The organism is Paraburkholderia sediminicola, assembly GCF_046030555.1.
Lineage (GTDB): Bacteria > Pseudomonadota > Gammaproteobacteria > Burkholderiales > Burkholderiaceae > Paraburkholderia > Paraburkholderia sediminicola_E.
In genome coordinates this window covers 223,684-237,747 of sequence record NZ_JAQQCH010000007.1, presented here as the reverse complement: position 1 = coordinate 237,747, position 14,064 = coordinate 223,684, and the positions used below count along the sequence as shown (strand labels likewise).

At 59.1% G+C, this 14,064-nt stretch carries 11 protein-coding genes and 2 tRNA genes; 4 read left to right on the top strand and 9 right to left on the bottom strand.

Features of this window, described 5'->3' with window-relative positions:
- The first annotated feature begins 236 nt into the window (after positions 1-236).
- Positions 237-323: transfer RNA gene (locus tag PQQ52_RS13305), tRNA-Leu, on the top strand.
- Between the two features lie 251 nt (positions 324-574).
- Positions 575-661: transfer RNA gene (locus PQQ52_RS13300), tRNA-Leu, on the top strand.
- Between the two features lie 574 nt (positions 662-1,235).
- Here the strand turns inward: PQQ52_RS13300 and PQQ52_RS13295 are convergent.
- Genes PQQ52_RS13295 through PQQ52_RS13285 form a run of 3 tightly spaced genes read right to left on the bottom strand, consistent with a single transcriptional unit; the run spans position 1,236 to position 5,041 of the window.
- Positions 1,236-2,201 (bottom strand): LysR family transcriptional regulator, encoded by a 966-nt coding sequence (locus PQQ52_RS13295; RefSeq protein WP_408211526.1) that lies wholly within the window; start codon positions 2,199-2,201, stop codon positions 1,236-1,238.
- A gap of 39 nt (positions 2,202-2,240) precedes the next feature.
- Positions 2,241-3,629: an amidohydrolase family protein gene (locus PQQ52_RS13290; RefSeq protein WP_408211523.1), complete on the bottom strand. Its 1,389-nt coding sequence runs from the start codon at positions 3,627-3,629 to the stop codon at positions 2,241-2,243.
- A gap of 38 nt (positions 3,630-3,667) precedes the next feature.
- The gene (locus PQQ52_RS13285) at positions 3,668-5,041 is read right to left on the bottom strand and encodes a nucleobase:cation symporter-2 family protein (RefSeq protein ID WP_408211634.1); all 1,374 of its coding nucleotides are present in this window, start codon (positions 5,039-5,041) and stop codon (positions 3,668-3,670) included.
- Between the two features lie 150 nt (positions 5,042-5,191).
- On the opposite strand from PQQ52_RS13285, the gene PQQ52_RS13280 reads away from it, so the two are divergent.
- On the top strand, positions 5,192-6,079 hold the full coding sequence (locus tag PQQ52_RS13280) for a LysR family transcriptional regulator (protein ID WP_408211520.1): 888 nt from the start codon (positions 5,192-5,194) through the stop codon (positions 6,077-6,079).
- Between the two features lie 262 nt (positions 6,080-6,341).
- Here the strand turns inward: PQQ52_RS13280 and PQQ52_RS13275 are convergent, their stop codons facing one another.
- Genes PQQ52_RS13275 through PQQ52_RS13255 form a run of 5 tightly spaced genes read right to left on the bottom strand, consistent with a single transcriptional unit; the run spans position 6,342 to position 11,468 of the window.
- Positions 6,342-7,700, bottom strand: a complete 1,359-nt coding sequence (locus PQQ52_RS13275) for a nucleobase:cation symporter-2 family protein (protein WP_408211518.1) — start codon at positions 7,698-7,700, stop codon at positions 6,342-6,344.
- Positions 7,701-7,755: 55 nt separating this feature from the next.
- A complete protein-coding gene (locus PQQ52_RS13270; protein ID WP_408211515.1) occupies positions 7,756-8,601 on the bottom strand; it encodes an alpha/beta fold hydrolase in 846 nt (281 codons plus the stop codon).
- 8 nt (positions 8,602-8,609) lie between these two features.
- Entirely contained in the window at positions 8,610-9,677 is a 1,068-nt protein-coding gene (locus PQQ52_RS13265; protein WP_408211512.1) for a Rieske 2Fe-2S domain-containing protein, read from the bottom strand.
- 19 nt (positions 9,678-9,696) lie between these two features.
- Positions 9,697-10,452, bottom strand: coding sequence for an SDR family NAD(P)-dependent oxidoreductase (locus PQQ52_RS13260; protein WP_408211509.1), 756 nt, complete (start codon positions 10,450-10,452; stop codon positions 9,697-9,699).
- Positions 10,453-10,481: 29 nt separating this feature from the next.
- Complete coding sequence (locus tag PQQ52_RS13255) at positions 10,482-11,468, bottom strand: PDR/VanB family oxidoreductase (RefSeq protein WP_408211506.1); 987 nt, start codon at positions 11,466-11,468, stop codon at positions 10,482-10,484.
- Between the two features lie 99 nt (positions 11,469-11,567).
- Here PQQ52_RS13255 and PQQ52_RS13250 point away from each other — a divergent pair, with 99 nt between their 5' ends.
- A complete protein-coding gene (locus PQQ52_RS13250) occupies positions 11,568-12,488 on the top strand; it encodes a LysR family transcriptional regulator (RefSeq protein WP_408211504.1) in 921 nt (306 codons plus the stop codon).
- On the opposite strand, the gene PQQ52_RS13245 is transcribed toward PQQ52_RS13250, so the two are convergent.
- The gene (locus PQQ52_RS13245; RefSeq protein WP_408211502.1) at positions 12,454-13,170 is read right to left on the bottom strand and encodes a hypothetical protein; all 717 of its coding nucleotides are present in this window, start codon (positions 13,168-13,170) and stop codon (positions 12,454-12,456) included. The genes PQQ52_RS13250 and PQQ52_RS13245 overlap by 35 nt on opposite strands.
- Positions 13,171-14,064 lie beyond the last annotated feature (894 nt).

The window sequence follows — 14,064 nt, the reverse complement described above, 5'->3', positions numbered from 1 at the left end:
GCACTGGAATGACTGCTCGGGTCCGGCTCGTTCAAGTCTGAGTCCGACGGGCGTGTGCACCGTGCCAACGAACTACTGCGAGGCATTCTAACACCCGTCTTGCGCGCCAAGCGGCCCGGCAATAATCGCTGTGAGCCGCCCGCAGGCTCGCTGCGGCGATGTTGAAGCGACTTTTGAGAAACGCTTGACAGCCCTGAATCTGTCGCTATAATGGCGTTCTTCGCTGTTCATCACCTGCCCAGGTGGCGAAATTGGTAGACGCACTAGGTTCAGGTCCTAGCGGTGGCAACACTGTGGAGGTTCGAGTCCTCTCTTGGGCACCAGATTCAAAAGTAAAGCCGCCTCCGGGCGGCTTTACTTTTTGTGTGAAGCTATGTGATGCGGTTCTGATTTTTTCGATCGGATCATGTGGCTGGCAGGACGGTTGTGTCAGCCTGAGTTGGCGTGAATAAGCAGTGAAGTTTTGCTTCGCTGCATGGCACAACCGGGCGGTGGGTGAAGCGGTAGTTTGTTTGCATGCAGGGATTGACACGCTGCATCATCACGCTAAAATATTGATCTAGCTTGAAGACGTGCCCAGGTGGCGGAATTGGTAGACGCACTAGGTTCAGGTCCTAGCGGTGGCAACACCGTGGAGGTTCGAGTCCTCTCCTGGGCACCAACAGTTGTTCCGGCTTAGTTCCAACTCAAGCCGAAGAAGTCCGAGAAACCCCGTAAGATCAAAGTCTTACGGGGTTTTTTGTTGCCTGCAGTTCCTGTGCGTTCCACTGGCATCGGCGATTTTTGCGCATACCGTTGCGTATACCAGATTCGAGGGCAAACCCATGCCCAGACGCGTCGAACCGAAGTCAGAGTTGGTGTTCCGTGCCGCCAAAGCACGCGGCCGTCCCTATCTTCTCGCGGACGGAAACGGGCTCACCTTGCGGGTCCAGCCGAACGTACCAAGACCTGGCTGTTCCGCTATCGGGACTTGGACCTCCGCGAGCTACCGAAACGTGCATCACAAAGTACGGTTCTCCGCGTCAAGCGATGCACGTCTCATCAACATGCCACGTACTGCACCGCTTTCGGCGCGGGGCTTCTACTTGGTGGACAAAGCCGTTGCCGAATTTCTCGCATCGGCGCTGATCGTCTCGTATGTCGCGCAGGCTCAACTAGAAGCGCAGTACCCGCGCTCTGCGCAGCTTATGACCCGGCCGGGAAACCGTGGCCGTGTTTGAGTGATTTCGGTTTCTTCATCGTCCCTTGTTACCCGGCTGCCGACCTAATAACCTGACAACGGTCTGACGTTTCATCGCCTTTTTCAATATCCCACGCAACCATCGCACTTCATCCGGATAGTGACTGCGCTCATGCCAAAAATGATGATAGTCAACTGAAGGGAAGACGATTGGCGAATGAAGCACCTTCAACGGAAGCAGTCGTGCGAAGTGCTCTGCGAACAGGCGGGTCGTAGTAAAGATGAGATCCGAGTTCACCAGTGCATAGGGTGCCAGATTGAAATGGGGAAGCTTGATCACAAGCTTCCGCCTTAACTTTTCCTTGGCAAGATGTACATCGATCACGCTTTGCGGCCCTGCCGAATAAGGTGATTGGGCGATATGAGCCGCCTGCTCATAGTCCTCAACAGTGATTCCCCCCCGCTTTGCCAAAGGATGGCAGTCGCCAACCAGGCACACGACTTCGTCACTCAACAAGATGGCCCGACGAAGCTGTTTTGGCGGTGCGGGCCAGGTTCCTACGACAAGATCCATTGCTCCTTTTTCGATCGCAGATTCAACGTCGAACGACAGTCCCGGAGAAACGAGTTCCAGCGAAGCCGCAGGCGCTTCGCGCCTGAGAATCCTGACCATATCGGGCATGAACGATGCGCTAAGGTAATCGGGGCAGCCGATACGAAAGCACCGAACGCAATCAGACGGCGAGAAAGTCGCCCGCTGAATTGTAATTTTCTCTATCTCGCCTAACGCCCGGCGGGCAGGCTCCAATAGCTCCAAAGCGTACTCAGTTGGAACCACGCCCGATTTTCCACGCACGAACAACGGGTCACCAATCGCGTCTCGCAGTCGCCGTAATGCCGCGCTGACTGCGGGTTGCGATTGATTCAGCTGGATTGCCGCCCGGGTGACGCTGCGCTCATCGAGCAACGTCTTCAACACCCGCAATAGATAGGTGTCGATCACTTGACCTTGCTGATGCATTCAGAACCTTGTCGTTGGAAAGTGACGGACAATCGGTCTTCAGACCTGAAGTGCCTCTGTCGCGCGGCCCAGCGCATTGATGGCGCCGTGACTGGCAAGCCATTGTCTGCGCCGCTCGAACAGCCCCGGTGTGAGCCGGTTAACGCGGTCGATCAAGCTACGCAGGTTGGCACTTTGCAACTGTCCGGCGTCGACGAGGATACGGCCATCCACCATGGTCAGATCGACGTCGCCGCCTTGCACTGCGTGCACCAGATTATGGTGAAGGTTGAGCAACGATCCCGTTACCAGGGGTGTCATCCGGGGCGTGTCGGTGCGCACGGCAATCAGGTCAGCGGACTTACCCGCCTCGAGCGTGCCGGTGACGTTGTCCAGCCCCAGTGCGCGGGCACCCATGGCGGTGGCCATCCGGCAGATAGTCCAGCTATCCAGTGCGGACGCGTCGAGTTTCGAGAGCTTGGCGAGCAGCGATGCAACTTTCATCTCTTCGAAGACGTCGAGATTGTTGTTTTCCTTTTCGCCATCCGACCCAAGCCCTACCGCCACGCCAGCGGCGAGGAGTTTCTCGACCGGCGCCGCACCGCTGGCAAGCTTCATATTGCTGACCGGGTTATGCGTCACACCGACTCCGTGCCCGGCGAGCAACGCAATTTCGCGGTCGTCCAGCCATACGCAATGCGCGAGCAGCACGCGGTGCGCGTCGAGCAGGCCGAATTTTTCCAGTGCTTCGACGGGGCGTATTCCGTAGCGACGCTGCGTTTCTTCCACGTCGAAACGGCTTTCGTTGCTATGTGTGTGCAACCCGACACCGTATTCGCGGGTGATGGCGACCGCACGTTCCCACGCCGCCGGTACGGCGTAGAACATGTGCTCCAGCCCAACCCATGTCTGGATGCGGCCATTGGCCTTGCCGTGCCATTGGCGGATCAACGCCTCATTGGTATCCAATGTTTCGAAGTAGTCGTGGTCCGGGTGCTCGCCGACGTACGGCACCAGTACGGCCCGGATTCCCAATTCCTCCGCGGCGTGAGCGCTGCCGTCCATGAAACGCCACATATCGACGATTGTGGTGGTGCCCGACAGCAGCGCTTCCGCATAACACAACCAGGAGGCGGCTTCGGCCTCCTCGGCATTCAGTACGCGGTGCATCGGATCAATGAACTGCTGCAGCCAGTCCCACACCGGCAAGCCTTCGGCCGTGCCGCGCAGCAAACCGGAATGGCAATGCGCATTGATCAGTCCCGGCATCAACAGACGATCGCGCAGGAGCCTGACGGAGGCATCGGGATAATCGCGCTGCATGATGTCGCCTGCGCCGACGGCAACGATCTTGCCGGCGGTATCGATCACTACCGCGCCATCGACGATGACTGCATTGTCGGGTGTCATCGGCACGACGTAGTCGGCACGCAAAAGAGTATGTTTCATTGCTTTGTCCTTCTTTGAATGGATACGGGGATGTGCGATCAGGCGTCCGCCGTTCTGGCGGCGCGCTCGATCTGGGCTTCGACTTCCTCTGATTTTCCAAAGCCATTGAAAAACAGGTTGAGCAACATGGCGGACAAAACAGACAGCACGATGCCGCTATCGGTGAATACGCGGCTCCATGCCGGCAAGTGATCAAAGTAGCTGGCGGATACCATCGGAATCATGCCGACTCCCACGCTGATGGCGACAATCACGAGGTTGTGATGTTGCCGCTCGAAGTCGATGGTGGCCAGAATCCGTACCCCCATCATCGCCACCATGCCGAACATCACCATTGCAGCGGCGCCCAGCACGAATTCCGGCGTAGACGCAACGATGAACGCCAGCTTGGGGAACAACCCCATCGCAATCAGAATCACCGCACCGGCGGCGCAGACGAAGCGGCTCTTGACGCCGGTCATGGTGACAAGACCAATGTTTTGCGAGAAGGAGGTGTAGGGAAAGGCGTTCATTACACCGCCAATGACGGCGCCCAGGCCATCGGCCATCAGGCCGCGGACCAGGCGTTGCCGCGTGGTCGGACGCCCGACGATTTTCCCTAGTGCGAGGAACATGCCAGTAGACTCGACCAGCGTGACCAGCATGACGAGACACATCGATACGATCGCAACCGGATCGAATTTTGGCAGTCCGAACTGGAATGGCCGGATCACGGCGAACCATGGCGCTTGTGCGAGTCCTCGCAGGTGCACTTCGCCCAGTGCCAGCGCGGCACAAAACGCAGCCAGCACGCCAAGCAGCACGGCGATGTTGGCGAGAAAACCCTTTGCGAAGCGGTTGACGGCGAGAATCAACACCAGTTCACCCAGGGAAACCGCCAGATACAGCGGGCTTCCGTAGTGAGGATTGGGAGAGCCATCGGCCATGACCGGCTGGCCTCCCGCCGACCAGTCGATACCGACGCGCATCAGGCTGATTCCGATCACAAGCAATACCGTGCCAGTGACAACCGGCGGAAAGAATCGTAACAGCTTGCCCATTACCGGTGCGAACAGGATGCCGAAAATTCCCGAGACGATGATGGCTCCATACACGCCAGGCAACCCTAAACCCGGAGCGGTGGCGATGGCAATCATTGGCGTCACGGCCGTGAACGTAACGCCCATCATTACCGGCATGCGCATGCCGAAAATGCCCAGACCGAGCGACTGCACCAGCGATGCCAGCCCCGCCGCCATCAGGTCGGCATTGATGATGATGGCAAGTTGTTCTTTGGGCAGATGCAGTACTGCCCCAAGAATGAGCGGGACTACGATGCACGCCGAGTACATCACCAGCACGTGCTGGAATCCGAGGATGGCAAGCAGGCCGAATGGCAAGCGCTGGTCTACGGGGTGCGGCTGAAGGTTCATGGGGTTGTCTCCACCAGAAATGGACAGATGCCGGGCTGATTTGCTCCTGTGCGTGACACGACCGGCTTTCGCCGTCATGCCAATCGCAGCTTGGCGGTTGAAAAAATATCCGTAAAATCGGGATGTATCTGGTTTCTAGATAGAGGCGGAATGCGCTTTTCTTTTGAACAACTCGAGGCTTTCGTCACGACCGCGCAGGAACGCTCGTTTTCCGCGGCGGCGCGCCGCCTGGGCAAGGCGCAGTCGGCCGTCAGCACGGCGGTGATCAATCTGGAAGTCGATCTGGGGGTGACGCTGTTCGATCGGTCAGGCCGATATCCGGTACTGACCGTCGAAGGCCAGGCGCTGATGTGCGAGGCGGAGGCGGTGCTGTTGCACTGCGTGTCGCTACAGGACCGCGCCAACAATCTCAACATGAATCTGGAGCCGCGCCTCGTAATAGCGGTCGATGATGCCATTCCGTATGCCGCAATCGCCGGCACGCTGCGGCGTTTCGAGGTCGCGTTTCCCGATCTCGAGCTGGAAATCCGGCATCCGCCGCAAGACGATATTCTGCGCGCCGTGCAGCGCGGTGAAGTGATGCTTGGGCTCACGTTCGCGCAGACGCACTACCCCAAGGAAATCGCCTTTCGGCGACTGGGCAATATCAATCTGACGCACGCCGTGCATCGCGACCATCCTCTCGCAAAATCGGACCGCATCAGTTTTGCGCGACTCAGCGACTACCGACAGATCGTCGTGACACATGGCCGAAAACTGCCTACGGGTGAATATCTGAAGGTGCCGCGCTGCTGGTTTGTGGAGAGCTATCTGATGCTGCTGGAAGCAGCCAGGGACGGCATGGGATGGGTAACGCTGCCCAAGCGACTAATCGCCAACGAGCTCGCGTCGGGCGAACTCGTCGAACTGCGGCTCGAGGCCTATCCGTTTACGGAATGGACCGTAGGCACTGACCTCATCTGGAATACCGCGGTCGAATCCGGCAAGGCTGCCGTCTGGCTGCGTGCGGAATTGAGCCGTAACGAGATCAACGTTTGACCCTTACCGATCGAACTTCTCCTCGAACGCATCGGCGCCGCAATCGGCTGCTCCGTGCGAATCGAGAGCGCGAGACGAACACGGATGGTAGCGACTCTGTCCGACCGGTTCTGGTGCAAATGGCCGCCAATACAGCAATACGTCTTGCCAGATATCCCATGACGCTGTCTCCATGCACCTGTGTTGTTCTGTTCTGCCTGTGGGTAGCGCGACCTGACTCTGTCTGACCGGCCGCCCTGTTATCGATGAGTCGCGTTGACAATCAGCCCTCCATGCCATTCGCAACAGCCGTGTGGCGGGCAGACACTGCCGCGTTTTCGCGCGAATCTGCGCCGTTCAGATAGAGATTCAGAACGAAGGCCGACACAGCACCGAGCAGGATGCCGCTGTGTGTAATCGGCGCCAGCCATTGCGGGAAGCGGTTGAACATCGTCGGCGCGACCAGTGGCACCATCGCCATTGCGCCGCTAATTGCGACGACGAGCTGGTTGTTGCGGTTGCCAGTAAAATCGACGGTAGACAGCATCCGCACACCCGCCGCAATCACCAGCCCGAACATCACGATGCCAGCGCCGCCGAGCACGTACATCGGAATCGACGCGATGACGTGCGCCAGCTTCGGCAGCAGCCCGAGTCCCACCATGAGCGCACCGCCGACTGCGCACACGTAGCGGCTCTTCACGCCAGTGATCGTCAGCAGGCCAATGTTCTGCGTGAACGACGTGTAGGGAAACGTATTGAAGATGCCGCCGAATACCGCGCCCGCACCGTCGGCCATCAGCGCCCGGGTCATCAGGCGGGGCGTCATTGGACGGCCGACGATATCCCCCACTGCCAGGAACATGCCGGTCGATTCGACCAGCACGACCGTCATGACGATGCACATGCTCAGAACCGCGCCGAGCTGGAATGTGGGCAACCCGAACTGGAACGGCATCACAAGACCGATCCACGGCGCGTGCGCCACCGAATCGAACGATACTTTGCCTAGCGCAAGACATACGACGTACCCAACGCCGATGCCGATCAGTACGGAAATGTTACGCACAACCCCTCTGCCGAAACGCTGCAACGACACGATCAATGCGAGTACACCGAAGCAGATCAGCAGATTGACGGGATCGCCAAAGTTCGTTGAGCCGACACCGCCGCCGGCCCAGTTGATCCCGATCGGCACGATGGAAATGCCGAGCAGCAGGATGATCGAACCGCTGACGACCGCGGGAAAGTAGCGCAGCAACCGGGTCATTACCGGAGCGAGAGCCATCGCGAACAACCCACCGGCAATCACCGAGCCGTAGATTCCAGTAATACCGATGTTGGGGTTGGCCGCCATTGCGATCATCGGCCCCACCGAGACAAACGACACCCCCATCATCACCGGCAGGCGCGCACCGAGCTTCCACAGCCCCAGCGTTTGCACCAGCGTGATGACACCTCCTGCAAACAGGTCGGCGTTGATCAGCAGCGCCATCTGATCGGGCGAGAGTTTCATCGCGCCCCCGACAATTAACGGCGGCACAACCGCCCCGGCGTACAGCACAAGCACATGCTGCAACGCCAGAAAAATGAGCCGGTGCCACGGCATGATCTCGTCTACGGGTTCAATTTGACCGGACATAACTCCTCCTTGTCGACATAACGCCTCCTGATTGCGATGACCGCCGTGCGGATACCTAGTCTGCGCAGTCGGTGTTTGCGGGGATGCAGCCCGCTGTGGTGAAGAACTGCTTCAGCGCGTCGGTCAGTTCCATGGGTCTTTCGAGCGGAACCAGATGCCCACTGCCGGCGATTTCGACAAACTCGCCGCGTCTGGCCGACTCGGCCATCTGCCGCATCACGGCCCCACGTACAAAGCTGCGCTCGCCATGGACGAAGAGCATGTGGCGATCGATCTCGCGCAACGCGTTCCAGTAGTTGTCGCGCCGGAACGGCCAGCAACTGAAGAAGAACGGATCGTGCTTGCGCTCCCAGCCACCGACGATAGGCCGAATCGAATGGAAGGCGACCATGTCGAGCAGCGCATCGGATGCCATGGGATTGGCCTTGCGCTCATAGTTCAGCGCCGCGATGCGGTGCTGAAAAAACGTCGGACGCGCATCGACCTCTTTCTCTCCGCGTTCGAAATTCGGCTCGACGTCAACCACAGCAAGCTGGCGCACGCGCGCCGGCGCTCGCGCGGTGTATCCGATCGCAATCAGCGCGCCCCACGACAGACCGGCCAGATCGAACAGCGGCAAATCGAGCGACTGCACCAACGTTTCGAGATCGTCGATGTGGTCATCGGTCAGGTACGCGTGCGATTCTGGCCAGTAGCTTTCGCCGTGACCACGCAAATCGAGCGCGATCACACGCCGCGTTTTGCCTAGTTCCTGCGCCACGTCGTGCCACAGCCACGCGCTGCCGGTCACCCCGTGAAGGCAGATCAGCGGCGGATACTCGCCGGTGTCCCTGCCGAATTCAAGCGCGTGCAATGCGCCCGTGCTGGCCGGCACGAACAGTTCGCGAATCGCCCCGCTCACGGCCGCCCTCATGACATCCCCGCTTCGTTCAGGATGTCGAACAACCAGCGCCGATATTCGACAGTAACCACATCTGCGCCGCGCACCGGCGTCTCGCGTTCGTTGGGGTTCCCGCTTGAAAAGCTGAACCAGATGGGTCGCTGCGACTCGATGATCGGTTTATCCTGATCCAGCACCTCGGCTTCGAAATCCATGAAGAACCGGTCGTAGGTCGGATCGGTGCCGAAATCGCGCGCCTGCCACCAGAAACTGCGGGTATGCGTCTCATCGATCGGGGACGCCGCCATGAACAGCACGTAGCGCTTGCCATTCGGAAAGGTCCGTTTCAGATGGACCGTATGCGGCATCGTCACGTGATATTCATTGACCGGTTCGATCCACTCGTCGGTGATGCCGAGCAGCTGTTTCTTGAGGCCGACACCGGGTTCCTTCACGCCACTGCGGTCAAAGCGCAGCACGTGCCCTTCGCGCCATACTTTGACCGGCTCGACGCGCGGGTTGTCGCGGCTGCCGATGGTGCCGTCATGCACATAGGCGAAGTGACCGAAATCGACGAAATTTTCGAGGCGACGCGGCGTACTCGTTGCCCAGTCATACGCGGAGCCGCGCAACACCCGATACTCTGAATCGTTGAGTTCGGGAAAGTCGGGCAATGGCATGACGGGCGTTTCGAGCGCAACCCAGATCAATCCGGCGTGCTCGGCTGCGTGATAGCACGCGATCGATGCATTGATCACGCCCGTCATTTCCTCCCGAGCGGGAATTCGCACGCACTTGCCGCCGTCGTTGAAGCGCCAGCCGTGATAGGGGCATTCAATCGTATCGTCAACGATCTCGCCCAATGCGAGCGATGTTCCCTTGTGCGGGCACCGGCCATGCATCGCCTTCACCTCGCCGTTCAGACGGGCGACGACCAAGGATTCACCGAGCAGTGTCACGCCGACGGGCTTGTCCAGTACGTCACCCGCATAGGCGACCGGGTGCCAGTATTTGCGCAATGCCTGATAAAGCGGCGGTCCGGCGTTCACGCCTGAAGCAGATTCGACGGAGACGGGGATGTCAGCAAGACTTGTCATGATGGGCTCCTGTCGATGGTTACTGGAAGTACGCGCCGCCGTTGACCAGCAAGCTTTGTCCCGTGACGAAATCGGATCCGCTGCCCAGCAGATAGAGCGCCGAACCCACCATGTCTTCCGGGGTCTGCGTGCGCTTCAGGCAGCGCTGCGCGACCGTTTTTTCGTCGGCTGCGGTGCCTTGTTTGGCAATGATGTCCGGATCGGGAATCAGATCCGGACACAGCGTATTGACCTGAATGTTGAATTCGCCCACCTCACGCGCAAGCGCGCGGGTCAGGCCGATGACGGCCGCCTTTGACGACACGTAATGCAGGAAATTGGGTACGCCCTTATAGGGCGTATTTGACGACACATTCACGATCTTTCCGCCACCGCCCTGTTTCATGTAAGGCACCGCCGCGCGACAGCACAGCCATACGCCGCGCACGTTGATCTGGTAGCAACGGTCCCACTCGTCCACCGGAATGTCCATGAACGAACCGAACGTGCAGCCCTTGAAAAATCCGGCGTTGTTGACGATGCCGTGGATCGCGCCGAAACGCTCGAACGTGGTTGCCGCCATCGCTTCGATCGAATCGGGATCGGCAACATCGACCTTGACCGCGATAGCGGAGCCCCCTGCGGCGCAATATTCCCTGGCGAGCCCGGACAGATCCGCCAGATCGGCCAGCACGACATTGGCGCCGATGCGGTTCAGTTCGTCACAATAAGCACGGCCGATGTTGCCGCCTGCGCCGGTGACGATGATGGTTTTGTTTTTGAGTGAGTCGGACATGGGGATACTTTCCTCCTGGTGTGTCGGTGTCAGATATCGAGGGTCAGCGCATCGCTCTTGCAGCGCGATACGCAAATCATCATCGTGCGGTTTGCCGCCCTTTCTTCGGGGCTGAGCACCCTGTCCCGATGATCGGGTTCGCCGGCAAGCACGGTGGTCTCGCAGGTGCCGCACACGCCTTCGCGGCACGAGCACATCACGGCCACGCCGTGTTCCTGCAATACGTGGAGAATCGAACGGTCAGGTTCGATCACGAAACTTTTTTGCTGGCGTGCGAGCGTGACCGTGAAAGCCTTACCGTTTGCGGGCGCACTGATTTCCGGCGCCTTGAAGTATTCGAGGTGGACTTTTTCCGGTGGTACGTCGGCGAGCGCGGCTGTGAATGCATCCATCAATGGCGTTGGGCCGCAGCAATAAAAATCCGACTGCGCGCCGTGCTTCGCGAGCACAGCTCGAATGTCGAGCGGCTCCGTGCCGGGCACACCGTCGAACACGCAGTGGAGTGCGCCGTCCGGACAGGTATCGGCTAGCTCGCGCAATTCGCGCAGGAAGGCGGCACGGCTTTCCGTACGGGCGCAGTAGTAGAGATCCCAGCTACGTCCGAGCTCGCATAGGCGCCTGACCATCGCCAGCAACGGCGTGATGCCGATACCGCCGGCCACCAGCACCGAATGAGCGGCCGTTTCGTTCAGCGGAAAGTGATTGCGGGGCTCGCTGACGGTCAGACGACTGCCGACCGTCACAGCGTCGTGCATCCGGATCGATCCGCCCCGGCTTGCGGGATCGCGGTTCACGCCGATCACATAACGATGGCGCTCATGCGGATTCGTCAGCGAATATTGCCGCACGAGATCGCCTGACACATGTACGTCGAGATGCGCGCCCGGTTCGAACGGCGGCAGTTCATATGCCTTACCGGATTCACCGACTAAAGGCCAAAGCTCGAACGAGCGCACGGTGTCAGCTTCCCTGCGGATGCCGCGCACTTCAACATCGAACGTGTTCCCTACTTTCATCACCCTCTCCGCATCAACTGAACTTCGTTGATACGTATTTAAGGGCCTCAATTTATGCAATACAATCGTTATAAATTGAACAATTATTGAGAAAATCTGATGAATCTCACTTTCCGTCAGTTACGTGCCTTTGTCGCGGTCGCCGAGTGCAGCCGATTTGCACTCGCCGCCGAGCAGCTTCACCTCTCTCCGTCGGCGTTGAGCATGCTGATCAAGGATCTGGAAGGTGAACTCGGCGTGAAGCTGCTCGACCGGCACACGCGCATGGTTCGCGTGACCGAGATCGGCAAGGAGTTTCTGGCCAGTGCGCGGCGCGTGTTGCAGGACATCGACATGGCCGTGCAGAATTCACGCGAGCAGGTCACCTACAAGCGCGGCCGCGTGACCGTCGCAAGCGCGTCGGTCCTGAGCGTCACACTGCTGGTGCCGTTCATGCGCGAATTTCAGGCGAGTTATCCCGGCGTGCACGTCGTGCTGCGGGATACGGCAGAAGAAAGCATCCGGGATGCGTTGATCGCCGAGGATGCGGACATTGGCATTGGTACGTTTCAAGAAGCACAGTCGGAAATCACAGAAACCGATCTGTTCAGGGACACGTTCGTGGCGCTCCTTCCCGAACATCATGTGCTCGCACGCAAGCGTGTGGTGACGTGGTCCGCACTGGCCGAGTGGCCTTTCATTGCCCTGTCGCCAGGCAGTCCGATCCGTCGCGACCTCGACACGCACCTTGCCACGCAAGACATCCGGCTCAACGTGGCCTATGAGGTGTCTTTCCCGTCAACGGTCTTTGCGCTTGTGTCGAACGGCATGGGGATCTCGCTGCTGCCGGCCAATTCGCGGCATCTGATGAATGTGTCCGGCATCGAATTCCGGCCACTCGCCAAACCAGCGATCATGCGGCGCGTCTGCACGTTCCGGCTTAAACACCGCGCGCTGTCGCCGGCGGCCGAGTTGTTTCACACATTGCTGATTGATTACGTCGAGGCTAACCGGACGCGGCTAGCGGTCGAACGGGCCTGATCGGCGAGCCTACGTAACGCCCCGCGCAGTCCAGGCGAAGCGCTTCGGACGCCCAAGGTTTTTTCCTGGTCCAAACAGACCAAGCGTGCGAACGTTGCATGCGGTCGGCACGGAGTGGAATGATGGGTGGCTCAGCTCGCCCCGGAGCGGCCGATGGCATCTCAAAGTCCAATGTCTGCCGATACCCGCAAGAGCAACGGCCAGTGAATCCTTCGTTTGCTCCGTGCACACAACTCAGATCCGACGGGCTTGCGAAGCGCACGCCGCGACTCTTGCCTCCACTGCGGCGAAGCAGTCGCGAACGATCTCGAATGCCTGCCCGGTCGGCGTGATGCACGATACCCTGCGTCATGTCCATCACCAATGGTGGGTTCACGTTGAGCGCCACCACATCACTGCCTTCCAGGATCGACTGGACGGTGCCGACGTCATCTGTCGTAAAGGCGAAATAGTCAATCACTGGTACTGCTAATCCGTAGAGTTCACCGAAACGGCGCGCAAGTGAGGGCTCGTAATATCCTGCTGCCCGCAGTGGATAGGGACGAATATCGTCAATTGTCGCTTGCCGCTTGCCGCTGACCAGCGAGTTGATGGCCACGCCGGGCATACCACGCGAAGGTGAGGCTCCCCGGGAAAAAGTGGACGCCAACATTCCGTAAAATTGAGGAATGGCGGCATACATGAATCGAATCCCCAAAGCCGTCTATACGAAGGAATTCCGTGAAGAGGCAGTAAAGCTTCCAACTTGAACATGAGTGTGTATTGCGCTCGCTTTGTCTCGCCGGTCATCGTTCGTCCTTGCTTCAGCTTACCTGTTCGGCAAAAAGATGGCATCCATCTAAATGTCCGTTGTCCGACAACATTGTCGATATTCAAAATAGTTGAGGGTATACGTGCACTTGATGGCTAGCTACTCAAGTCATAGGATGACGGACATTGATTGGTGCTTTAAAAAGCCGCGACAGCACAACTGCCGGAAAGCAACGAACGAAGAGCTAAAAAGCAGCAAAAAAGAGTTAATGACGCGGAGTCAGGAATGCCCTTCGTTGCGATCAGGACGGATGATGTGGAGTTAGCTGCCGCCTACTGGGCTGCTCTGCGGCACAACGTCGACCGTCTTACTGCGAATTTGACGCCGGGAACTGCCTGCTGCGGCTCAGCCTCTGGCCGTTCGATGCGCTCCGTGGGCATCCGGGCCGCATGCTGTCCCAGCTCGCCGAAGTCAATTGAGACCGTTGTGCGAGACGAGGCCCAGAGTTCGGACTTCGGAAGGTCGTCCTGTTACGGAGATGTCGACCCATGGCTCCAGGCCTCGCCATCGAAGCCCGAGCATCGCACCGCGGGCAACGATGCCATTCATGCGTGCGGCAGCCTTCCATCTCGAGAAGCGAGCCGTGATCCACCCTACCATTCGCCCATGCGCAGAACATATTGGCCGAGGCGGCCGACCTTCAGCAGGCGAATCGCCGAACGGCACAATCTCGAGCTGCGCAGAGCTTCTGTCGACGCCGATGGCTCGAACCTTCTGCAATGCGTCAGAGGGAGCAGTCAGTAAAGACGAGATGGGATTTGCTCG